Source organism: Filifactor villosus (assembly GCF_042652965.1).
In the GTDB taxonomy this organism is placed as follows: Bacteria; Bacillota; Clostridia; order Peptostreptococcales; family Filifactoraceae; genus Filifactor; species Filifactor villosus.
The window spans coordinates 113,726-136,574 of the sequence record NZ_JBHSHL010000033.1 but is presented as its reverse complement, the minus strand read 5'-3'; the positions used below and the strand labels follow the sequence as shown (position 1 = coordinate 136,574).

General features: G+C 44.7%; 18 protein-coding genes and 1 riboswitch. Of the genes, 5 read left to right on the top strand and 13 right to left on the bottom strand.

Annotated features, from left to right (window positions below):
- Positions 1 to 593: 593 nt before the first annotated feature.
- On the bottom strand, positions 594 to 1,205 hold the full coding sequence (locus ACFO4R_RS08635) for an ECF transporter S component (protein WP_379788689.1): 612 nt from the start codon (positions 1,203 to 1,205) through the stop codon (positions 594 to 596).
- Between the two features lie 114 nt (positions 1,206 to 1,319).
- Positions 1,320 to 1,435: riboswitch (FMN riboswitch) on the bottom strand.
- Positions 1,436 to 1,523: 88 nt separating this feature from the next.
- Positions 1,524 to 2,474, bottom strand: coding sequence for a peptide-methionine (R)-S-oxide reductase MsrB (msrB, locus tag ACFO4R_RS08630; protein WP_379788688.1), 951 nt, complete (start codon positions 2,472 to 2,474; stop codon positions 1,524 to 1,526).
- Between the two features lie 666 nt (positions 2,475 to 3,140).
- Here msrB and ACFO4R_RS08625 point away from each other — a divergent pair.
- Together ACFO4R_RS08625 and ACFO4R_RS08620 are read left to right on the top strand one after the other, a co-directional pair.
- Complete coding sequence (locus ACFO4R_RS08625) at positions 3,141 to 3,902, top strand: IclR family transcriptional regulator (protein ID WP_379788687.1); 762 nt, start codon at positions 3,141 to 3,143, stop codon at positions 3,900 to 3,902.
- 105 nt (positions 3,903 to 4,007) lie between these two features.
- Positions 4,008 to 4,601 (top strand): leucine-rich repeat domain-containing protein, encoded by a 594-nt coding sequence (locus tag ACFO4R_RS08620; protein ID WP_379788686.1) that lies wholly within the window; start codon positions 4,008 to 4,010, stop codon positions 4,599 to 4,601.
- A 222-nt stretch (positions 4,602 to 4,823) separates the two neighbouring features.
- On the opposite strand, the gene ACFO4R_RS08615 is transcribed toward ACFO4R_RS08620, so the two are convergent.
- From ACFO4R_RS08615 to ACFO4R_RS08570, 10 genes are all read right to left on the bottom strand, one after another.
- The gene (locus ACFO4R_RS08615; protein WP_379788685.1) at positions 4,824 to 5,972 is read right to left on the bottom strand and encodes a 2-hydroxyacyl-CoA dehydratase subunit D; all 1,149 of its coding nucleotides are present in this window, start codon (positions 5,970 to 5,972) and stop codon (positions 4,824 to 4,826) included.
- A 15-nt stretch (positions 5,973 to 5,987) separates the two neighbouring features.
- Complete coding sequence (locus tag ACFO4R_RS08610; protein WP_379788683.1) at positions 5,988 to 7,313, bottom strand: 2-hydroxyacyl-CoA dehydratase subunit D; 1,326 nt, start codon at positions 7,311 to 7,313, stop codon at positions 5,988 to 5,990.
- A gap of 42 nt (positions 7,314 to 7,355) precedes the next feature.
- On the bottom strand, positions 7,356 to 8,165 hold the full coding sequence (locus ACFO4R_RS08605) for an acyl-CoA dehydratase activase (RefSeq protein ID WP_379788682.1): 810 nt from the start codon (positions 8,163 to 8,165) through the stop codon (positions 7,356 to 7,358).
- Between the two features lie 212 nt (positions 8,166 to 8,377).
- Positions 8,378 to 10,123: an acyl-CoA carboxylase subunit beta gene (locus ACFO4R_RS08600; RefSeq protein ID WP_379788681.1), complete on the bottom strand. Its 1,746-nt coding sequence runs from the start codon at positions 10,121 to 10,123 to the stop codon at positions 8,378 to 8,380.
- Between the two features lie 45 nt (positions 10,124 to 10,168).
- The gene (gene gctB / locus ACFO4R_RS08595) at positions 10,169 to 10,960 is read right to left on the bottom strand and encodes a glutaconate CoA-transferase subunit B (protein ID WP_379788680.1); all 792 of its coding nucleotides are present in this window, start codon (positions 10,958 to 10,960) and stop codon (positions 10,169 to 10,171) included.
- Between the two features lie 13 nt (positions 10,961 to 10,973).
- Complete coding sequence (gctA, locus tag ACFO4R_RS08590) at positions 10,974 to 11,924, bottom strand: glutaconate CoA-transferase subunit A (protein WP_379788679.1); 951 nt, start codon at positions 11,922 to 11,924, stop codon at positions 10,974 to 10,976.
- A 127-nt stretch (positions 11,925 to 12,051) separates the two neighbouring features.
- The gene (locus tag ACFO4R_RS08585) at positions 12,052 to 13,194 is read right to left on the bottom strand and encodes a sodium ion-translocating decarboxylase subunit beta (protein ID WP_379788678.1); all 1,143 of its coding nucleotides are present in this window, start codon (positions 13,192 to 13,194) and stop codon (positions 12,052 to 12,054) included.
- Between the two features lie 13 nt (positions 13,195 to 13,207).
- The gene (locus ACFO4R_RS08580; RefSeq protein WP_379788677.1) at positions 13,208 to 13,624 is read right to left on the bottom strand and encodes a biotin/lipoyl-containing protein; all 417 of its coding nucleotides are present in this window, start codon (positions 13,622 to 13,624) and stop codon (positions 13,208 to 13,210) included.
- Between the two features lie 158 nt (positions 13,625 to 13,782).
- The gene (locus ACFO4R_RS08575) at positions 13,783 to 14,088 is read right to left on the bottom strand and encodes an OadG family protein (RefSeq protein WP_379788676.1); all 306 of its coding nucleotides are present in this window, start codon (positions 14,086 to 14,088) and stop codon (positions 13,783 to 13,785) included.
- Positions 14,089 to 14,514: 426 nt separating this feature from the next.
- Entirely contained in the window at positions 14,515 to 15,702 is a 1,188-nt protein-coding gene (locus ACFO4R_RS08570; RefSeq protein WP_379788675.1) for an L-lactate MFS transporter, read from the bottom strand.
- 553 nt (positions 15,703 to 16,255) lie between these two features.
- On the opposite strand from ACFO4R_RS08570, the gene ACFO4R_RS08565 reads away from it, so the two are divergent.
- The 3 genes from ACFO4R_RS08565 (at position 16,256) to ACFO4R_RS08555 (ending at position 21,103) form a co-directional block, all read left to right on the top strand.
- Complete coding sequence (locus tag ACFO4R_RS08565; protein ID WP_379788674.1) at positions 16,256 to 18,004, top strand: ABC transporter ATP-binding protein; 1,749 nt, start codon at positions 16,256 to 16,258, stop codon at positions 18,002 to 18,004.
- Positions 17,994 to 19,769 (top strand): ABC transporter ATP-binding protein, encoded by a 1,776-nt coding sequence (locus ACFO4R_RS08560; RefSeq protein WP_379788673.1) that lies wholly within the window; start codon positions 17,994 to 17,996, stop codon positions 19,767 to 19,769. Before ACFO4R_RS08565 ends, ACFO4R_RS08560 begins: the two co-directional genes overlap by 11 nt.
- A gap of 578 nt (positions 19,770 to 20,347) precedes the next feature.
- The gene (locus tag ACFO4R_RS08555; protein WP_379788671.1) at positions 20,348 to 21,103 is read left to right on the top strand and encodes a metallophosphoesterase family protein; all 756 of its coding nucleotides are present in this window, start codon (positions 20,348 to 20,350) and stop codon (positions 21,101 to 21,103) included.
- Between the two features lie 512 nt (positions 21,104 to 21,615).
- Here ACFO4R_RS08555 and ACFO4R_RS08550 read toward each other — a convergent pair.
- Entirely contained in the window at positions 21,616 to 22,143 is a 528-nt protein-coding gene (locus ACFO4R_RS08550; protein WP_379788670.1) for a hypothetical protein, read from the bottom strand.
- Between the last annotated feature and the right edge of the window lie 706 nt (positions 22,144 to 22,849).

The window sequence follows — 22,849 nt, the reverse complement described above, 5'->3', positions numbered from 1 at the left end:
TAAAAAACAAAACCCGCCAATACATTTAGTTGCAATGTGTTTGGTGGGTTTTTCGATTCTAAAACTGTCAAAGACGGGATAATATAAAAAGCAACTCTATATTTAATAATTATTTTTGGTGATTTCAAACATCACAGCTCTGTTTTCTACATTTTTATTTATAATTGTTTTTTAATATTTATATTTGTTTTAAATCAATACTCCTCTTCATCTGCCACGGTATTTCTTCCTCTTTCGCCTTGTATGTTCGTTTCTTATTGAAACTCATTTTTTCTATTGTCTATCTCATTCAGACACAGTAAGAGGAATAATCGGATAAATACATTCCTCACCGTATTTGCTTAAGAGAGTTTGTGTTTTCCGGGAAACAGCGGAAAGATGACTCATACTAGAATCCAATTAAAATGTCAAGTGTATGGGATGTATAGAGATAAATCGGAATTTAACCAGGTAATAGTATCAGTATCCTTATACCGCTTCTAAGGTTCAAGTAAAGACAACCTTTGACACGGTCCCGAACTTCCTGTTTTTTCTCAAAAAAAACACCGATACGAAACATCCGTATCGGTATATATGGGTCCAAACAAGTCTTTCTACCTCTTGATCAAAGGCGATACTTTTTTATACATAAACAATGTGATCGAAGAAAGTATGATCCCTTTAATAACATTGAACGGAGACATAATCAGAAAGGCAAAACTCCATACCCCGTTAACATGAGAGTTGATCCCCTGCCCCATGGCAATCAGCCCTTCCATTCCTCCCATAAATTGTGCGTAGAACGGCAACAATACAACCGCATTCATAATGGCACCTACAAGAGTCATGGACAGGATTGCCGAGAACAGTGCGAGAACCGCCCCTTTTTTTGTGTGGCTCTTTTTATAAATATAACTGCTCATGACAACAAACGCTCCTCCTACGGCAAAATTACCGATCTCTCCAATTCCTCCCGTAGTAGTTTTGGTTACAAAATGAAGAAGATTTTTGATCAACTCAATCGTGATTCCGGCTACGGGACCGAGTGCAAATCCTCCGATGATAGCAGGCAAATCCGAAAAATCCATCTTCAAAAACGGCGGAAATAACGGAAGAGGGAACTCAACAAACATAATGAGGTAGGAGAGCACACCCAAAATCGATATCTTGACCATCTCGTTCGTCGTAAATACCTGTCCCTTTGATTTCCTAAGTACTTGTTCCATACAAATTCCTCCTAATAGTTTGATTTTCATACCTGAGAAATTTCTATGAGATGTGAACAAAACAAATGCCCGAGAAAATATCCTCGGGCACATCAAATACACATCGCTATGAATAGAAATCTTCTCCCATCCAGACTTTACTGTCGGTACCTGAATTACACAGGTTCAGTTCGTTTGAACTCGCGGACTTTACCGCCGGTCGGGAATTTCACCCTGCCCTGAAGAAACATATTATTTTATTTACACACTCACTATATCACGTTCGAGAATAGATGTCAATTGTTTTTAGGGAAATCCCCCACATAAGAGTTCTGTCTCCTAGTCTTCCAACAATGTCTTCCATTTTCCGTATCCTTCCTCATCCATCCTTTCATAGGGAATGAAACGCAGAGAAGCACTGTTGATACAAAACCTCAATCCACCAAGCTCCTCGGGTCCGTCCGAAAACACATGTCCCAGATGAGAATCGCTGTGTTTGGTCCTTACCTCTACGCGACGCATATTGAAGCTGTTGTCTTCCACATATTGGATTGATGACTCCTCGATCGGCCTGGAGAAGGCCGGCCATCCGCAACCCGAATCAAACTTGTCATCGGACAGGAAGAGCGGCTCTCCACTGGTAATATCCACATAAATCCCCTTTTCGAAACGGTCGTGGTATTCGTTTTGAAACGGAGCCTCGGTCGCAGAGTTCTGCGTAACCCTATACTCCAGCTCCGAAAGAGTTTGTCGTTTTTCGTCCTCTGTCATTACCTTATAATCCTCCGGCTTGATCTTGGGTTTCTCCCCCGGGATATTGGAGAGATTGACATGACAATACCCTCCGGGGTGTTTTTCCAAGTATCTTTGATGATACTCTTCCGCACGCACAAAGTTTCGAAGCTTCTCGACTTCGACCGCAATCGGCTTGGATATCTCTTCCCCCTTCTTTTTCATCACACTGTCGATAACGGGGAGAGCATCCTCATCCACATAGTAGATTCCCGTTCGATATTGGGTGCCGACATCCGCTCCCTGCTTGTTTACCGAGGTAGGATCAATGATCGTGAAATACCTCTCCAACAACTCTGCAAGCCCGATCCTGTCGCTATCATAGACCAGATGAACCGTTTCACTGTGACCGGTTTCCTTGATCCTGTGATAATCGGTATCTTCTCCTCTTCCGTTTGCATATCCGACCTGTGTCGAGATCACCCCTATCATCCGTGAAAAAAAGGCTTCTACTCCCCAGAAGCAGCCTCCCGCCAAATAAATCTCCTTCTTCGTCATCCTCTTATCTCCTCTCATTCTGTTTCTCTTAAATGCAAGAACTCGAATCCCCGTTCATTCGGATCCGGACTTATTATCCTCTTTGAACTTCCCTTTCTATTTTATCATACCCGAATTTCTTTTATCCAATTTTTATTTTTACCCCTTTTCCTCTACCTCCATCACTGCTCACTCCGCTTCAAAAATTTGAAGTTGCTCAATGGTTGTACAGGACATCCTCTCTTCCTATCCTTACTTATACTAAGAAAACACCGCATAATTCAAAAAATCATCGTAACATCACTTTTAAAGGGATGATGAATCTCTTAAACGCATTGATTTGACAGAATTCTATTTTTTACAACTCCATAAGAAAATCAAAATTTTGCATTTGTGCGGCATTGCCCTAAAACCCAATTAAAATGTCAGGTGTATGGGAGGTAGAGAGATAAATCGGAACTTATAGTAAATGAAAGTGCAAACGGAACTAATACTATTCTTCCTTTGAGTTGTAGATTTAAAAGAATAGTAGTATCACACCCGAGTCCTGTGTTGAAACATGCTCATACAGATAACCGGATAATACAGCAGGTAATAGTATTACACTGATCTTCGTTTCGAAATGCGTTGCGTATCATGGAACGAAGTGCTATACTTAAAGATAGATTAATGAAAAGAGGTACTTATATGATCCAGAGTCTTCAACGTGCTATGGAATTATTGGAAGCAATGGGTTTTCCCGATCGAAGCTACTCGATTGCCGAACTTTCGGAAACCTTGAACCTTCCTCCCAGCACCGTCCATAGGATTTTAAAAACTTTTTGTGAGTTGAATTATGTGACTAAGGACGAATTCTCTCACCTCTATAAGCTGGGACCCGCTCTCATCCCCTTGGGAAAGGCAGCCACCCACAATGTCCATCTGAGGGATGCTTCCAAGCCCATCTTGCGTGAACTGTCCTCAAAGAGCCACGAAGATGCTTTTTTGGTCATCCTCGCCGGTTACAAGGGCTATGTGGTGGAAAAAGCCGAGGGACCGAACAATCTCAAAGTCGTCGAAACTTTCGGCTACGAAGTGGACCTGCACTGGGGTGCTATGCGAAAGGTCCTTCTTGCCTACCAGAGCGATGAATTTATCTGTGAATATATGGAGCACGGTTTGAGCGCCTCTCCCTCTCACTCCGCCTTTGATAAGGAAGCACTGCTTGCCGAGTTGAAAGAGATCCGCACCAAGGGATTTGCTGTTTCAAAAGGAGATTATATCAAGAACGGTTTCGGTATCGGAGCACCCGTCTTTGATTCCAATGGAAGGATCGTCGCTTCAATCGGGATTATCGCCCCGACTTCCTCGATCAAGAAAGCCACCGTACCCGTTTTGCAGGAACTTGTCGTCCATGCAGGTCGAAGTCTCTCTCAAAACCTGGGATACTCACAACACCTTCATCTGTAGAAAGAATAAAATATATTTCCGTTTTAGACTAATCCCGCTTATAAGTTTTGACTTAATATGTTATAATATATCCATTGAAAATAAATTGAATTGGAGGTAGTTCTAATGAATAACGTATGGGAGTATGATGATTTTATTTTTAAAGGCGACGAACTTAAAGGCATGACGAAAAAAGGAAAGGATAAGGTAAAAACCGAAGGCTTGACGGATATGATCATTCCCGAGTTTACCCCGGACGGTCTTCCTGTAAAAAAAATAGGCGAGAATGCCTTCTATCGAAGAAAGCTCACTTCCGTCGTCATCCCTAAGACAGTGGAATACATAGGCTACGATGCGTTCGGTGTCTGTAACCTCAGGGAAGTTGTCCTTCCCGAAGCCTTGGAAGTAATCGACGGTTTTGCTTTCTATCGCAACAAGCTGACCAAGGTAAGTTTCGGTGGCAAAGAGAAGGTAATCGCTCCAAGTGCGTTTGCTTTGAACGAGTTGGAGTCCATCGACCTGCCGGAGACTGTGGAAGTCTTGGATACCTCTTCTTTCTACAAAAATTCTTTGACTGAAGTAAAGATTCCTTCTTCCGTAAAGAAGATCAATATGTATGCCTTTCTGAAAAACAATATTCACGAGGTAGATGTACCTTCCTCCGTGGAAGACCTTCATGCCAAGGCCTTTGAACCCAACACTTTTGTAAACAGAGTTTAATTTATACTGTTTTCCAATAGAAGTATGGATATATCTGTTTTTCAACCCACGAAAAATCGCTTTATCTTCTATGGATCAAAGATTGTTTATATCTACAATTCAAAGGAAGAATAGTATTAACCGCCCCTTCCCTGTCGGAAGGGGTTTCCTATACACAAAAAGCCCCCGGATGCCAAGCGTCCGAGGGCAATTTTCTTTTACTGTACTTCTTCCGTCAATACACTAAAATCGGTTCATTTGAACGATCTCATTAAAGGTCTCGAGCTGTGTTTTTACCTGTCCGAAGTCCACCATCTGTTGATCGTATCCCATTTTGATCAACGGGATTCCTTCCGCTTCGAAGGCTTGCTTCAAGGAAGGATATTCCATTTCTTCGGTATCGTTAAAGTTCATCATAAAGAGCAGACAGCCATCCGCATCGTTGTCCTTCGCCAAATCCACCACATACTTAGGTCTCTTGGTAATATCCGGATCGTAGAGGATGGGATCTTCATCCATCCTGGCGAATTGATCCGCCAAAGCCATCATAGGATCCTCAATCGAAAGATCGATATCGACTTTCAGTCCTCTGGATTCATGTGCTACATCATCCGCAACAACACAGATGTCATATTTATCAAACACTTCAAGCAAACCGGGATTGTCTGCAATAATTCCGCTGGTTACGACCCTTGCGCCGTTCCACTCTTCCTTGGGCATTGCCTCCAACTTGTCGTTGAGCTCCTTGAGCAAAGCAGTATGTTCTTCCTTCAACATAAAGTAAGAACTTTTGAGCACATAACATCTGTCGGATGCTCTCACGGTCTGTGCATGGTCACCGACCAACTTGATAAACCTTCTCTTCTCCGCCCTGTTTTCGTTGTAGATTTCAAAGGTCTTCTTAAGGTTCTCATCAGTGATTTCCACTTCGCAGATCTCTTCCAATTCCTTCTTCGCCTTTGCAAAGATCCTCGCATTGTAGATTTTTCCGAAGTCTTCTTTTCTATGTTGTCCGTGGTTCAAAAACACCATGGGGATTTTTCGGCCTGCACTTACCTTATAGTTTTGAGAAAAAGGTCTCAATGTGTCGTCCAAAGTTGTAATCATCGAGGCGGAAAGTCCATCCAGGCTTCCGTCCAGCGCCATCTCCAAACATCTGAGTGCCAAGGAATAGTAAAAAGTCGGGAAGTACTCCTTTGCCTTTTCGATAGGACCTTGTCCTCCCCACACTCCAAAAGGTACCATCCCCCCCGCATGTACAATCTCCTCGGGGGCATAATAAGGAAATATCCCTACAGCCTTCTTGCCCTGTGCCAAGTACTTGTCCAGTTGCTCTCTCGGATGGCTCGCATAGTGTTTGAATTGTTCCAGTAGTTCTCTTACTTCACTCATAGTTCTACCCTCCCCTTAGATAGTCGGTTTCGACCAATCGGTTTCTTTCGTGTTTTCAAAGTTGGTATAGATCTCTTCGCCTTTTTCAATGCGATCGGCCTTTCTCTCTTCCATGATCTCAACCAAGCCTTGTACCCTCGTATTATACTGCTCTGTGGAGAAGTTTCTCTCATCCGCCTGGTCTCCGTCAAAATGTACCACGGGAATACCGAGGTCTTCCTTCCATCTTCGTTCAATTTCGGGCATAGCTCCGCTCCAAGGTTTACAGCTGCGGTTGTAGTTTACAAGCGCTCCGCTGATACCGTTCTCCTTCGCCATGGTCTCACGCCACTCAACACCCGTTTCAATACATACCGAACACGGTGCCTTACAATAAGCCGCAGCCATTTCTCGGATGTTTTCATATCTGAAACCGAAGGCAGGTGCATATACGACGGCTGTTACATTGACCCCGCTGTTTTTCAGAGGTTCAAACAGAGGACGAAGTCCGGGCCAACATGGAATCCCCTCAAACAGGATCCTGTGCTCCTCCGGATATTCCCAAGTGGAGGTGTTCTCCTTGACGGATTGTTCAAACTCCTCCGCCAAAAGTTCAAATCCGATCGCCGCTTCTTCTTCACACCTTGCAGCAACGATGTCCGCCATGTGATTGAACAAGTCGAAACCGCTGAGCGGAGAAGGTTTGTAAGACATATAGGAACATGCCTTAAGCCAAGCTGCCGCGGTTCGGTTGGCTCTTTGACAAGCCTGCTCAAACTTCTGTTCATCGAACTTCTTACCCGTGAGTTCTTCCAACTGCTTGATTGCATAGTCGAACTGTCCGATCAGATAATCCACTTTCTCCTCCGGAGTATCCACCGTGTTGGAGAAGGGAATGTCAATCATAATCAAAGGAATGTTGTGCATCCTTGCGATATTTTCATACCACTTGGTCATCATATTACAGATGTTGTTGCAGCAGAGCAGAAAGTCAGGCTGAGGCATCTTTCTTGCATCGGTAGGTTCCCCTGCCGCATATGCCAAACTGATTCTTGCATATCCGCAAATATCATTGTCATATCCCATGTCTTCAGCAGCTTGACAGAGTCTGAGCCCGTCCTTCTTTGCCGCAGTCGTCGCTGCATGGTTCTCCGGATATACGACGTTCAAATCAAAGGCCTTCGCCAACTCGATCGGAAACTTGGAAGAGCTCCATCCTACAAGTTCCCCCCTCTTTTTTGCTTCCCAAGCGTTACCGTAGACCATGTCTACAACTCCTCTCAGGATCGCCGCAGCCGGTTTATGTCCTTCTATCGGTCTGGGTGTTTTCCCCGGAATTTTTTCCAATACTTTCTTAGCCATTTCATTACCTCCTTACTTCTGTTTTAAGCGTTATCTTCCACTTTATTTTCCGGACTTTCTCTTTTCGTTCTGATATTTCTGGTATGCGAACAGAGAGGCTCCGAGTGCTCCGTTCAACTGACAGTAGGGACTTGTATGGATCTTATAGCCGATGTTTTTCTCCAAGGCTCTCACCATTCCCTTGTTCAAGGCAACTCCTCCCGTCATGATAACATCATCTCGAACTCCGACACGTTTCGCAAGGCTTCCCACCCTGCTTGCGATGGAGACATGAATCCCTCTGACGATATCTTCAATCTTGGTGCCCTTTGCAAGCTGAGATATGACTTCCGACTCCGCAAAAACGGTGCAAGTCGAGCTGATCGTCACTTCCTTCGTCGCCTTCTCATCGAGTTCCTGCAAATCGTTAACATCCACTTCCAGAACCTTTGCGATTACATCGAGAAATCTTCCCGTACCCGCAGCACACTTGTCGTTCATAACGAAGTTTTCAAGCATTCCGTTATCTCCGATCTTCAATGCCTTTGCATCCTGTCCTCCAATATCGATGATGGTATGGACCCTCGGGAACAGAAAATACGCTCCCTTTGCATGGCACGAAAGTTCCGACATCTGAAAATCCGCCTCCTCCAAGGTGTTTCTTCCATATCCCGTCGCAACGACATATTGGACATCCTCCTTGTTGAGGTTTGCATTTTCAAGCACTGCCTTGATCGCTCTGGAGGGTCCCGATGTTCCCGCTCCGACATCGATCGTCGCAGTCGCTACGATTTTTTTTCCGTTTTCCAAAATAATACTCTTGGATGCGGTCGAACCTATGTCAACCCCCATAGTATAAATTGCATCACTCATACTTAACTCCTGTATATACGAATTTTTTTGAAACTAAGATACCTTCTTGTGAAGAATCATCGTACTTCTTCTTTATGCTAACACAAACCGAGCCTTATTTCAACTAATAGAGCTCGGTTCAGGTTTGATTGAAAAACAAGACTTCCTCTTAGCTGTTTTTCGACAAATCTTTGTCCTGCACCACAGGCACAGGACAAAGAAAAGGTTCGTATTTATTTGTTGTGTAGGGTGTCGAAATCTCTCATTACACGCGGGGTCAACATCTGATGCATCGCACAGATGGAACGCGGGTTTTGATAAGCCGAGTTGGTAAAAGCCCAAATATAGTTACGGATTTGGTTCATATCGATGATCTCATCGACCATGCCGTGTTTTGCACAATAAGCCGGTCTGGAGCGGTCGGTATAATCTTGAATCAACTCGTTCATCTTATCGATGGTCGGTTTCAGATCTTTGCCCGCCTTATGATCTTTTACCAAACGTCTGGAGTACATAGCAACCGATGCAGTCTCTCCCGACATAACGTAAATCTCGGTCGCAGCCGTTCCCAAAGAGAAGGCGTTTGTGTTGTTTCCTTGCGGTCCTCCAAGTACATAGTGAGCAGCAGCGGTTCCCTTTCTCAATGTGATTTCGATCTGAGGCAGATCGGAATTTTCAATGGAGTAGATCAACGACTGTCCAAGACCCAAAAGTTCGGCACGCTCCGCGTCATCTCCAACATCGATACCCGTCGTATCCTGGATCCATACCAAAGGTACTCTGTCTCTTGCACACAAGGTCACAAATTCGTTCATCTTGATCAATCCTTGACGATAGAGTTTTCCTCCGATACCGATGGAATTTTCCTTATATTCGGGGTAGTTCATAAGCAGACCCTGAGTATTGGCAATGACACCTACAAGAAGACCGTCCATCTTTGCAAGACCCGTTACCATCTCGGGACCGTATCCCTTTTTGTATTCCATAAATTCACTGTTATCGAACAAACGTCCGAGTACATCATAGATGTTGTATGCTCTTTTTTGGTTCATCGGTACGATGGAGTACAAATCTTCCGCCGAAAACTGAGGGGGTTTGGGAGTATCTACACGGAAAAACTCCAAGTTGTATGCGGGAAGGAAGTTCATATATTTTTTGATTCCTTCGATAATTCCTTCTTCTTCCGCATATACTTCTCTAAAGAAGCCCGTTTCTGCAAAGTGTACTCCGATCGATCCCGGAGGAGCCTGTTTTCCGGATTTCAAGTTTGCTTCAACAATTTGCTCTGCAGCTTCCTGATCGATATAACCCTTGGGATTCATTCCGCCAAGAATCCCCGCTCCGCCTACTGCCATATTCGCATCTTTGTGTGCGATAAGGATGGTGGGGCTGATACTGTGGTATCCTCCGCCTGCGGGATTGGTTCCGTATATACCTACGATGACCGGAATACCCATCTGTTGCAACTCCGCATTTCGGTAGAAGGGAGTTCCTCCTCCACGGCGGTTTGCATATACCTTCTCCTGCTCATTGAGCTTAACACCGCTACAATTCAATACATATACAAGAGGAATTCCCAAAATCTTCGCAGCATCGGAGGCACGGATGAGGTTTTCCGCCTGTCCCGCAATCCATGCACCTGCAAGTTTCTTATTGTCGGAAGCTACGATAACTGCCCATTTCCCTTCAATCCTTCCGATCCCCTTGATGATCGCCGTCGATTTTTCGCTGTTATCCGCAGGATTGAACAAGCTGTTCAGAGGGCACCAGGTTCCTTCATCCACCAACATCGCAATTCTCTGTGCAGCGGTGTACTGTCCGGACTCGTTGAGCGACTCATCGGAACGACCTTCCTGTTGCGCTTCCATAATCGCAGCTCGAATCTCTTCTTCCACCGCTTTTACCAAGTTGATGTTTTCCGTATTGGGTGCGGAAAGTGCTGTTCCTACCACCGGCATATTCTGAAAATAAGACTTCATTGAATATTCTCCCATTATGATCTCCTTTCTTCTTTCCTGTTATGTTTACTTCGGAACTTGAATAAACGCCTGTCCGGGGTCAATATCCTCGCGGATCATCTTGATTACTTCGGGATCCGGAGCATCGAGACGCACTGCTCTGGATACATCGATATCAAAGCCCGTATTCTCGATAACATCTTCCGGAGAAGAAGTCGGATAATACCCTGCAAGGTACATACGCTTGGTCGTCTCATCAAATTTCATAATTCCTCTGTCGGTAACAACGGCGATGGGTCCACGATTTCCGGGAAGTCCGGCCTTCTCACGGCCTCCGGGTCCATCCATCCATCCGGGGCTTGTTACATAGTCTATCTTATCAATAAATCTTCTCTTCTCATGTTGCATCATAATTACCGTATTTACAAAGGTGGAGATACCGTTTGCACCGCCACTGCCCGTAAATCTCGTCTTGGGATTATGATAGTCTCCGATACAAGTGGAGTTCAAGTTTCCGTAAGGATCGATCTGCGCTCCTCCGATAAAAGCGATCATCCTGTTTTCATCGTGTAGCCACTCGTTGGTCTCAAAACCGATAAAGCGAACATTCGGCCATTGCACTGCACAGTGAGCCATCAATCGGTTGTCGCCTACGCTTCTGGGAACCTCGATGGGAGCACAGTCCATCAGTCCGCTCTCTACGATCAGGTTGCAGTTCGGCGCGAACAATCTCTTTGCTACGGAAGCTCCGATAAGAGGAAGTCCCGTTCCCACAATAACGATCTGTCCGTCTTCGATCGTCTTTGCGATCGTAACCGCCTGCATCTCTTTATTTGTATAATTTGTGTAATCCGCCATTTCCATGTCCTCCTTATTTATTCAAGTTTTCTGAATATCCAAGTCCCGGAGTATTATGCAATTTGACCAGTCTGCTCGCTCCCAACTTGTCAAGATACTCCTCATGTGTCAAACCATATACCCACTCGTTCACAAATTCTTTAAAAGCCTCGTCGGTCTTGCTCGCTTTGTCGTAAGCAATAAAGAAGTCCTTGTCATAATCATAGTAGTTGTAGCATTGAGAAGGATGTGCACCCTTGGGTACATGAACGACCGCATCGACAACGAAGCACGGAATGGAGTTCTTGGACGGATCTTTTCTGATCTCTTCGTTACTTACAAGCTCTTCGCAGGTAACGATACACTTCTTCGCCGCAATTGCAATATCGATGTCGTGGAATTCGTCTCCTTCGATTGAGCAGGTTCCGTCAGGAGAAGCCTTTTGTACGTGAATAATCGCCGTATCGATCTCGGGAACGGGAACTGCAACAACCTTTTCCCCTTTTTTGAACGGATTTTCTACATAGACAAACTTATCATCGGGCAACTTCTCGATCTGTTCTCTCACTTCTTTGCTGATTCCCCACATATTTGTAAGATCCGAACCCATCATCAGTCGAACCGGAAGGTAGGGAAGTCCCAAAGAAGCCGCATGAAGCATCAGCATGATAACATCCTGGGAGTAGTCTTCAATCAGGATCTCTCCTTTTTCAACGGCATTTCGAAATCTTCTGGAAACGTTTGTGTATCCGGAGTTCGCGGTATAGCAGTTGATGTAGGCTTTGACCCTTCCTTCTCCGATAAGAAGATCCCAGTCTCCGCCGGCAGGTCCGGCTTCTACAATAAAATCTTTTTGTCCTTGACGCAAAATTTCATAGACTGCGGCATAAGGCTTTCTGTTGGTTGTAAATCCTCCGAAGGAAATATGATCCCCGCTCTTTACAAATTTTGCAATCGCTTCTTGAAGTGTGTAAACTTTACTCAAAATAAAAACCTCCTTAAGTTTTATGTAACACTATGTTCATCGTTTGCTACTAATAATATTACCACCTATATTTTTTATTACAAGCTTAATCAGCATGAAAGTCTCCATGCTGATTAAGTATTTGTCTTTACTTTCCGAATATCAACAGGAAGAATCCCGCTGCTACCGCCGAACCGATAACTCCAGCTACATTCGGTCCCATTGCATGCATCAACAGGAAGTTGGTCGGATTTGCTCTGGCTCCTTCAAGCTGAGATACACGAGCCGCCATCGGAACCGCCGAAACGCCCGCCGAACCGATCAAAGGATTGATCTTTCCTCCGGTTACAATGCACAGAAGTTTTCCAAGCAATACTCCTCCGATCGTCGAGAAGACAAAGGCGAACAGACCCATAGCAACAATGAGCAGAGTCTTCGCCTGAATGAAGATCTCGCCGTTTGCCGTTGCCCCTACCGTAACTCCAAGCATAATGGTTACAATGTTAATCAAAGCGTTTTGAGCCGTATCGGACAATCTTGCCACAACTCCCGACTCTCTAAACAGGTTTCCAAGCATCAACATCCCCAAAAGAGGTGCAACCGAAGGCAACAAGAGAGAGCAGAACAGTACTACCACTACCGGAAAGATGATCTTCTCGATCTTGCCGACTTTGCGGAGCTGCCCCATTTTGATCGTTCTTTCCTTTTCCGTTGTCAACGCCCTCATAATAGGAGGCTGAATCATAGGAATCAACGCCATGTAAGAATATGCCGCTACTGCGATCGGTGCTACCAGATGGGGCGCAAGCGCCGTAGCGGTAAAGATGGACGTCGGTCCGTCCGCTCCGCCGATAATCGCGATGGAAGCAGCTTCATTGGCAGTAAACATTCCCGATGCAATCGCCAAGGTAAAGGCGGTATAGATTCCCAATTGTGCAGCGGCTCCCAAGAGCAAGCTGATGGGGTTTGCAATCAAGGGTCCGAAGTCCGTCATCGCACCGACCCCCATAAAGATAAGGCAGGGAAACACATTGGTCTTGATCCCCGTATAAATGACACGAAGTACTCCGTGTTCATACACGTTACTTCCTTCTTTCATAAGGTTTGCCAAAGGCAGGTTTGCAAGAAGCATTCCGAAAGCAATCGGAAGCAAGAGCAGAGGCTCGAATTTTTTGTGGATCGCAAGGTAGATCAAAACAAAAGACACGAGGAACATAACTCCGTTCTTCAATGTCATTGCAGCAAATCCGGACTCCTGTAGCATAACCTTCATGATCTCAAAAAAGTTCATAAAAGCATCCTCCCTACTTCAACACTACCAGTGTCTGATCCGTCTCTACTACATCTCCTTGTTTTACCGCGATGGATTCCACCACACCGTCGGACGGCGCTACGATTTCGTTTTCCATCTTCATAGCCTCCAGGATGATCAATACCTGTCCCGCTTTCACGCTGCTGCCTACCGCCGTTCTTACATCCAAAATGTTTCCGGGCATCGGACTTACTACCGTATTTGCTCCTCCCGAAGCTGCTGCAGGTGCAGGCGCCGGAGCAGGTGCAGGTGTCGGTACAGGTGCCGCCGCAGGTGCAGGTGCTGCCACAGGAGCTGTTCTCTGAATGTTTCCGGATTGTACTTCCTCCACGGTCAAAGGCCTATAAGCGTTTACTTTTTCTACCTCTACATCATATTTTTTTCCATTAATAGTAACAACATATTTCATATACTTTACCCTTCCTTTTCTGTTTAGTTTTTATACTATTATTCTTTCTCAAATGTCCCGTTGTGTAGCCATACTCTACGATCTGTCCGATCACTTCGGGCAATGCTGTCGTCTCTGCGGAGCGGGACTTACAGATGATAATAGTATTGCAAATTTACTTAAACGCTTTCTTGAATCGAAACGATTTGAAATCTGTCGACAGGCAGATTCATCTCCTCACTGATCGCCGCTACGATTGCAGCGTAAAGCTCTCCATCCAACTCTTCTTTCGGAACTTGCGGAGCTGTCTTCACCGGTGTCTCCTGATTTGTCTCCTTTCCGATCCCGAGTATCCGCAGAACCCAAGAAACAAGAAGCACTGCAATTGCAAGAGAAACCAGTGTAATAAATACTGTCGAAAGTCCGAGTGCGGACACCATTAAGGCCTCGCCCAGACTGTCAACAGTAACTTTAGCCGTCTCCATCCAAACACCTCCTTCGTCTATGTATTTCGTATTGTGAAATGTATTCCGGTATTACTCCGATTTCTATTATAGCAAATAAACAACCCTCTAGCAACACTCAAGCGGTTAAATATTTCTCATGGTATTTAAAGAAGAAAAACGATTTTTGGAAGTTTTGTTTTGTTGTCTTGATGTTCATATCGAACCTTTTGCTTCGTAACATTCATCCGTATTTTCAGCAGTCTTCTTTTTTTCGTTCACAAAAAAATTGTCCAAAAAAAGAACAACGTCTCCGAAAAACATCGGATTCGTTGTTCTTTGTAAACCGTCTCAAGCTCTTTTTGTCAAAACAGTGTAACGGCATATCGATATTTGCCCCCCACCGGGTATCCACACGGTTCTACAAAAAAGCTGCCGGTAGAGTTACAACCTACGAGAGTCGACACACTAGGCCGTCTTTGCCGCCTTCTTTTTTTGTAAGGCGATGATCAAAACGGCACCTATAACATTCATGATGGCGGAAATAATAAAGGCCCTTGTATAATCTCCATTCGCCGATTGTTTGATCAGAGCTGCAAGTCTGGGACCGACGACCGCCGCCAAACCGTAGGCGGTAAACATTACTCCGTAATTGCTTCCGTTAAAGATCGGACCCCAGTTCTCCGCGGTAATTCCAGGGAAAGTCCCCAAAAATCCTCCGAAGCAAAGTGCGATCAAAACAATACCGATAACCCCCAAGACTGCTCCGGCTTTGATACTAAGAAGAACCAAACCGACACAGGAAGTGATGAACATAAGGGCAACCGTCGCATAACGACCGATCTTGTCCGATACGAAGCCCCAAAGGATACGGCCCAAGGTATTGCTTATTGCAACGATACTTACGACAAAGGTCGCCGTTTCCAAATCGAAGTTCAGAAATTCCTTTGCGATCGGAGAAGCGTGACCGATGATCATAAGACCCGAGATGCAACCGAAGACATACACAACCCAAAGTCCCCAGAAAGTCCCCGTCTTAATAATCTGTCCCGGTCTTTTATTGAGTTTGTCATCTGCGGATACATTGACCGCCTTTCTCTCAGGTGCACTCAAAAGCAAAGAAGACAGACAAATCGCAATAAGAAGACCGATTCCTAAGTAACGAAACGTCAAGAGCACTCCGTGTTTTTGGATAAGACGCACTGCCAAGGGTGCAAACAGAACCGCCCCGGAACCGAAACCCGCTGCCGTAAGTCCTCCTGCAAGCCCCTTCTTATCCGGAAACCACTTGACCGTTGTAGATGTTGTACAGCCGTAAGCCATTCCGATTCCGAAACCTAGGATAAGCCCATAAGAGATGTAGAGCATGGTAAGGTTGGTAATGAAGGAAGTAAGGATCATTCCCAAACCGAACATAAGTCCTCCTCCGAAGGTAATCCACTTGGGTCCCTTCTTGTCCTGCATCGCCCCGAAGATGATCATGCTTATGGGTACCATAGCAAAGGAGATACTGAACGCCAAAGACGCCTGAGCCGTTGTCCAACCGAATTGCTCGATCAGAGGTGCTTGAAATACACTCCATGCATATCCCGCTCCAAGGCAGAGATTGATAAGGATACATGCCGCCAAAATTATCCATCTGTTGGTTGTTTTCATACTTTTGTTTCCTTTCCGATACATTTTATATCATATTTCAATATTGGATACAGGATTTGTTTACCCTCTTTCAGTATGGCGTAACCTTTTATTTGAAAAATATTATTATCGTTAATATATTGGCAATTCTGAACTTTCGCCTGTATTTCCCCGCCATTTCCATCCTTGTATTTATAGCCCTTCTTTTGTTATAATGAAATATCCGAAACAATTTCGAGAAAACATCACACAAAGGCAAACTCCCGCTTTTCCTTTTCCTGAGCACCTCCTTTTGAAAACATTGTACCGCTTTGCATTGCCTTCTTACTTCTCCGTAAGGTTTTCGATGCGTATTTCACAAAACCGCCTTCATGGATGCTCAAGGATTGCTTCTTGTGTTTATGTTCTTACTATAACATCTGTAAAGAACGAGTATGTTTTTCGAATGTATCCGGCTTCGGAAGCCGATTTTTGTAACCGTCTTGCAACAACACGGTATTTTCTTGACAAAATCATTTATACGCATTTGATAGGAACAGACTTTCATTAAGCCTTCCTATTATGGAGGAAATCTATGTTTACAGAAATAAAAAAATTGCACTGGTTTTTTAAGCAACGACGGAAAAGTTATGTGGTGGGAATTTTGTCCTTGCAGATTCTCAACATCCTGATCATACTGCCGCCCATCTTCATCGGTTCGGCAGTTGACAGCATCTCACAGGGCAGTATTACCGCAACGGAACTTTTTCAAAAACTCGCTATCTTGATTACAATCATGATAACCGAGTACGGATTAGGCTGTATTTGGGCCTATTACATTTTTCAGAACGCCATCCTCATTGATCTGCGACTGCGTCTTTTGATTATGAATAAGGTATTGGGAATGCCCCGAACCTTCTTCGAACGCTTTTCCGCCGGAGACCTTATGGCAAGGGCGACCTCCGATGTCGAAACCGTCAGTGAGATGCTCGGTGTCGGCGTGTTGACCTTCTGCGACTCCATTACCTACCTGGGAACCATCATCTTGGCGATGGGCTTTACAGTCTCTTGGAAGTTGACCTTCTTGAGCATCCTGCCCCTGCCCTTTTTTGCGATCGTGACCGGTTACGGCGGCAAATATATCCACCGTCTCTTTGCCACACAGCAGGAAGTCTTCAGCAAGATGAACGACGAAGTTCTGGAATACATCAACGGCATCCGCGTTGTTCGCTCCTATGTTCTCGAAGACCAGAGCATCGCTCACTTTGAACGGACAACCAAGGAAGTCTTTGACACTTCACTCAAGACCGAGATCTTAGCCGGCAGTTTTTGGTCCTTAACCAAAGTGTTCACCACCTTAAGTTATGCAATCGCCATCGGCTATGGAACCTCCCTTGTCATCGACGAACAAATCACTCTGGGAAGTCTCATCTCGTTTAACGTCTACTTGAGTTATCTGATCTGGCCGATGTTCTCCATTGGAGAATTCGTCAACATCGCCCAGAGAGGTGCAACCTCAATCAAACGGATCTACGAGGTTCTCGACTCAAAAGATGACCGTATTCAATCGGGAAGGCAAACGTTGGATTCCTGTGTGGACAGAATCTCATTCAAAAACTACCGTTTTCGCTATCCTTCTTCCCAAATCGACAGTCTGAGCGACATCGACCTCGTTATAGACAGAGGGCGTACCTTGGGAATCGTCGGTAAGACAGGAAGCGGAAAATCGACCTTAATCAAACAACTGCTCAAAGAATACCCGATCGGAGAAGGAGAGCTCCTCATCTCTGATCTGCCCATCCAAAACCTCGATAAAGGAAGTCTGATGGAGCATATCGGTTATGTGTCACAGGAAAACATCCTGTTTTCAAAGAGTGTACGCGAAAACATCCGTATGGGAAATGAACTGGCGGACGAGGACTCCCTCTTGGAGAGCCTGCGCCTCTCCGACTTGGAAAAAGATGTGCAAAGCTTTGCACAAGGTTTGGACACTCTTGTCGGAGAACGGGGCGTTGCAATCTCCGGAGGACAAAAGCAAAGACTTTCAATCGCTCGCTCCCTGATCAAGGATCCTGATATTCTTATCATGGATGACTCGCTTTCGGCGGTGGATGCAAAGACTGAGTCCAAGATCATTGAAAACATTCGCAAAAATCGAAGAGGAAAAACCACCCTCATCGTGACCCATCGACTGTCCGCCGTCGCTCATGCCGATGAGATCATCGTCCTGGACGGAGGACGGATTACCCAGCGTGGTACGCATAGCGACTTGGTATCTCAAGACGGTTGGTACAACGAACAATATCAAATACAACAGATGGAGGGAGAGAACTATGACGGATAAATACCAAAACGAAGAACATAAGACATCGAAAGAGGATATCAGGCGCCTTGCAAGCTATGCCTTCGCATACTCCTTCCACCTGTTTTTGGGTCTCTTCCTTCTCTTGGTCGCAGTCGGCTTCGAGCTTCTCGCCCCCTTTGCCGTGCGTAGAATCTTCGACCACGAACTCAAGAAACAGGTCATAAGTCAAAGCGGTGTACTGAAGTGGATCGGTTTTTACATCCTTGCCAATTATGCAGGACTCTCCTTCCAACTCGCCAGCAATATCCAACTCCAGATCATGGCAATGAAGATCGTTCGTAAAATGCGACTTCAGATCTACGAGAACATCCAGAGAATCCATATCTCCTTTTTTGACAATATGCCCGCCGGAAGCATTGTCTCGAAGATCACCAATGATACGGGAGCTGTACAGGATCTTTATGTGAAAGTCCTCGGTCAAATCGTAACAAGCCTCCTCTATATTGTAGGGGTGTATGCAGTAATGTTCCGAATCCAGCCCGGCCTTGCAGCAGTCTTTCTGCTTCTCATACCCTTGACTGTTGCCATCTTCTCCTTTTATATAAGAAAGGCCCGCCCCCACAACTATACCATAAGGACGAAACTTAGCGAACTCAACGGTCTGCTTAATGAAGCGATCCAAGGGATCAGTATCATACAGACTTTCAACAGTCAGAAGAAAACCCAAGAAGAGTTTGAACACACAGCCGACGAGCGCTTTCGCCATCGTATGAATATGCTCATACTCAATATCATAACCTCCTATAACGCGATCAGCGCTTTGAGAAACATGGTCTTCGTCCTTATGATCTACTACTTCGGGAACAAAGTCCTGAAGACAAACTCCGCCACCTCGGTGGGTATGCTCTATGTCTATGTGGACTATATCGGTATCCTCTTCCATCACATCCATCGTATTATGGAACAGCTCAACCTTCTTTCTCGCTCGGGTGCGGCATCCTCACATGTCTTTGAAATGATCGATATGCAAGGCAAGGATGTCAGTTCTGAACGTTTGAACGCTATCAAGGGAGAGGTTGTCTTCGAAAACATAAGTTTCTTCTACAAGGATGAGAACTATGTACTTCAAGATATCAACATCCGTGCCGAGAGTGGACAGACCGTTGCCCTCGTAGGCCATACGGGTTCGGGAAAAAGTTCAATCATGAACCTTCTGCTGAAATTCTATGCCCCCCAAAAGGGAAGGATACACATTGACGGCATGGACTTGGCAGAGCTCAGCGATCAAGCAATCCGTGATCAAATGGGCATCGTCCTGCAGGAACCCTATCTCTTTACGGGGACCATCTTGAGCAACATTACCCTCAACAAGACCCATATCTCTCGAGCTGAAGCAATAAAGGCCTTGGAAGCAGTCGGTGGAGAAGCGGTACTTCGCACACTTAAGCACGGGATCGACGAAAAAGTGGTGGAACGAGGCTCCACCTTGTCTGCCGGTCAGCGGCAGCTGATCTCCTTTGCCAGAGCTTTGGCACAGGATCCGAGGATCCTCATCCTCGATGAAGCAACCAGCTCCATCGACTCCGAAACGGAGCAGATCATCCAAAAGGCAATGAAGGTACTGATGAAGGGCAGAACCACCTTTGTCATTGCTCATCGACTCTCCACCATCAAGCACGCCGACCGCATCTATCTCCTGGACAAGGGAAGGATTGTTGAAGAAGGCACCCATACTCAACTTCTGGAAAAAAAGGGGAGATACTTCGATATGTACCGCTCTCAAAACAGAGACATCTCCGCATAATATGATAACATATTGATATTTGGGCAATACCGCACAACTCGAAAAACCGGAATAAAATCAGAAATTTGCCTTTGTGCGGTTTTCCCTTTATTTTTATCCGGTATCCCCATTGCAATATGGGAGGGTTCATAGTACAGTTGAAATTAACAACAGTATCGACGCGTTAGAATATCGGTGCTTCTTTTTTCCATTGCGACTAACACTAAAACCCAATTAAAATGTCAGGTGTATGGGAGGTATGGAGATAAATCGGAATTTATAGTAAATGAAAGTGTAAACGGAACGAGGACGTTTTTGGAGCTGAACACCAAGTCGTGAACCATAGCATCGGAACTTTCTAAGGCTCAAACAGCTGATTTATATGTTTCATCCGTTTGGAACGGCTTAGCAAACTTCGTCATTCACTGCGTGCCCCCTTCTCTTCTACGCGATGCTCCGCTTTCCGCTTTTTCAATCGATCGCACAAACTGTTTTTCGTAGATGATATATTCCATGCACCCGGCATTTCTATAAGAATAGTATTACACCTGAGAATTCAATCGTGTTCCGATATCACAACACAATTATTATAAAGGAGAATGATAAGCTTGACCGAAATCGCCGTTTTTTCGGATACCCATGGAAACCTGCCTGCCCTTAAAGCAGTGCTTGAAGACATCGAAAAGAGAAAGATCAGCGAGATCTATTGCCTGGGGGATTTTGTAGGCAAAGGTCCCACAGTAAACGAAACCATCGACCTGTGCAGGACCCACTGCACAAAGGCCGTCCTCGGAAACTGGGACGACTTCCTTCTCTACTCCCCTCGTGACGAGATGCCCATCCGCTGGTATCGCAACAAGATCAGCAAAGAGAATGAGGCCTACCTGCGCAGCCTACCCAAGGTCTTCGACTTTTATTTGAGCGGTAAGGTCGTACGTCTCTACCATGCCCATCCCTTCGATGTCTACAAAAGGCTCTACAAATTTGATGATCCTTCCCATATCGAAGAAATGTTCGACTTTTCTCTTGAGAACGAGGAATTCTCCATCAAAAAAAAGGCGGACATCGCCGGCTACGGAGACATCCACCACGCCTACCTCAAGGACTTCGACGGTCGTTTCCTCTTCAATACGGGCAGTTTGGGCAATCCGCTCGACTCCAAAGATCCTTCCTATGTGATCTTAAGAGGAGAGCTGCACGACGACAGACCTTCTTCTTACAGCCTTGAGTTTGTGCGGGTTCCCTACGACATCGAACAGACCGTAGCCGATGTACAAAGCACCGATATGCCCTCCTCCGAGGACTATATCTTCGAGATACGGACCGGAAAATTCCGTATGTTAAGGAAGAAGTAATCCTATGATCTATTAAAGTTGACCGGTTGAATACCTTGGTGTATAGCATCCTCCAAAGTATTTTTCGATAATAATCCATCCTGTATACTCGGTATTTTATACTACTATTCTTTTGAGTTGTGGATATAAACGATCTGTGAACAATAGAAGATAGAACAATTTTTCGTAGTCAAAAAATAGATATATCCATACTTCTCTTGGAGAATAGTATTAAACACAGACCTGACGCGAAAGGCAAACACCCAAAGTGTTTGCCTTTGTCTTGTTCGAAGCTCGAATTATACTACTATTCCCTGTATACGGCAACACCGCACAAAGGCGGATTTCTGTTTTTCTCAGAACCTGATAAAACTCAAACTCCTCTCAAATCAAAGTTTTTAAAGACTCCGTCATTTGTATAATGTTGATTTTTTGAATTATGCGGTATCGCCATTGTATGGATTTTTTCCTAACTTTCGACTTATGCACAATTTCCCTCTTCTTATCGAAATAAAAGAGATCCAAGACTAACGTTAATTGCGTTTTTGATCAACAAGAGGTCCGACCTTTTTTGAAAAGTCCAAGAAGGCTTGGCGAATCTCTCCCTTTGACAAGCTGAAATCAGGCACGGGGGCTTCCGTGGAATTTTCATCGGATTTTTCTCTGTGTAAGGCCTCTTCCAACTCCTTTAATGCAGAATGGATCTGCCTGATATCTTCAAGAAACCTCTCCTTATCCTTCGGTGCCGAGGACTCCGAAGCGATATAATACTTCAACTCGCCCAACTCCGAGGATGGCTCACTGATATCGAGCAAGGACTCCCCGTGTTTTATAGAAGTGATCGCAGTCTCTATGTCATGATCGAGCATAATGTCATATTGAAACTCATCCCTCTCAAGCTCAAACTCCACTGCGCTCACTGCAACGGTAAGGTTGCTCACCCCGGAACAAAGGCCGTACAAGGCACTCTTCTTAAGCTCGTAGGTATCTCGGATGTACAGAACATTAAAAAACAAGGATATCACGAGTATTACAGCAAAGAATAACGAACGTTTCTTCATATCCAATCCACTCCTTCCCAACTACAATATGTCTATGGTTGATGCTCCTTACATTATTACCTGTTGCATTACCTAGTTATCTGTATGAGTATGTTTGAACACGGGACTCGGGTATGATACTATTTTTCAATAGAAGTATGGACATATCTGTTTTTCGATGACGAAAAACTATGCTGTCTTCTAGGGGACACAGATTGTTTATATCCCCTATTCAAAAGAATAGTAGTATTAATTCGGTTTTAGTATTAGATTCGGTAAGGGGTTGCCCATCTGTTTATACGATCCCTATTGATATATCGTCTCAAGGCGAAAATCGTATTCATAGCATTATGTTGATCAATTCCTGTTAAAATTGTTTCCAATGTTCTTCTATTAAACCCCCTGTATCAGCTCCGAGAAATGAAGATCCCTCACTCTCTCTTATATTAATTGGGTTATACTGTTACAGTATGACAATAAAACCAAAGAACAGATACAGCCTCCTACGCTATTGCCGTTTTTAAGACTTATGTTGTATAAAACTTTTATCAGAGAATCCTATACGAAGTAGTCGAAATTTTGAATGATGGAAATATGAAAAAAATGAAACTACACTATCTCATCCCTTGCCGAAAGACAGGCATGATGAGTCTATGCAAGAGCGTCGGATAAGAATGTTGATATAAAGAATTTATCTTTCAATACAATTATCTCACAAGCCTTCTTT

Coding starts and splice junctions, on each gene's coding strand:
- ACFO4R_RS08550 (WP_379788670.1), bottom strand. CDS start 22,143: ATGAAGAAACGTTCGTTATTCTTTGCTGTAATACTCGTGATATCCTTG.
- ACFO4R_RS08555 (WP_379788671.1), top strand. CDS start 20,348: ATGATAAGCTTGACCGAAATCGCCGTTTTTTCGGATACCCATGGAAAC.
- ACFO4R_RS08565 (WP_379788674.1), top strand. CDS start 16,256: ATGTTTACAGAAATAAAAAAATTGCACTGGTTTTTTAAGCAACGACGG.
- ACFO4R_RS08610 (WP_379788683.1), bottom strand. CDS start 7,313: ATGGCTAAGAAAGTATTGGAAAAAATTCCGGGGAAAACACCCAGACCG.
- ACFO4R_RS08570 (WP_379788675.1), bottom strand. CDS start 15,702: ATGAAAACAACCAACAGATGGATAATTTTGGCGGCATGTATCCTTATC.
- gctB (WP_379788680.1), bottom strand. CDS start 10,960: ATGGCGGATTACACAAATTATACAAATAAAGAGATGCAGGCGGTTACG.
- ACFO4R_RS08635 (WP_379788689.1), bottom strand. CDS start 1,205: ATGGAACAAGTACTTAGGAAATCAAAGGGACAGGTATTTACGACGAAC.
- msrB (WP_379788688.1), bottom strand. CDS start 2,474: ATGACGAAGAAGGAGATTTATTTGGCGGGAGGCTGCTTCTGGGGAGTA.
- ACFO4R_RS08600 (WP_379788681.1), bottom strand. CDS start 10,123: ATGAAGTCTTATTTTCAGAATATGCCGGTGGTAGGAACAGCACTTTCC.
- ACFO4R_RS08605 (WP_379788682.1), bottom strand. CDS start 8,165: ATGAGTGATGCAATTTATACTATGGGGGTTGACATAGGTTCGACCGCA.
- ACFO4R_RS08580 (WP_379788677.1), bottom strand. CDS start 13,624: ATGAAATATGTTGTTACTATTAATGGAAAAAAATATGATGTAGAGGTA.
- ACFO4R_RS08560 (WP_379788673.1), top strand. CDS start 17,994: ATGACGGATAAATACCAAAACGAAGAACATAAGACATCGAAAGAGGAT.
- ACFO4R_RS08585 (WP_379788678.1), bottom strand. CDS start 13,194: ATGAACTTTTTTGAGATCATGAAGGTTATGCTACAGGAGTCCGGATTT.
- ACFO4R_RS08620 (WP_379788686.1), top strand. CDS start 4,008: ATGAATAACGTATGGGAGTATGATGATTTTATTTTTAAAGGCGACGAA.
- ACFO4R_RS08625 (WP_379788687.1), top strand. CDS start 3,141: ATGATCCAGAGTCTTCAACGTGCTATGGAATTATTGGAAGCAATGGGT.
- ACFO4R_RS08615 (WP_379788685.1), bottom strand. CDS start 5,972: ATGAGTGAAGTAAGAGAACTACTGGAACAATTCAAACACTATGCGAGC.
- ACFO4R_RS08575 (WP_379788676.1), bottom strand. CDS start 14,088: ATGGAGACGGCTAAAGTTACTGTTGACAGTCTGGGCGAGGCCTTAATG.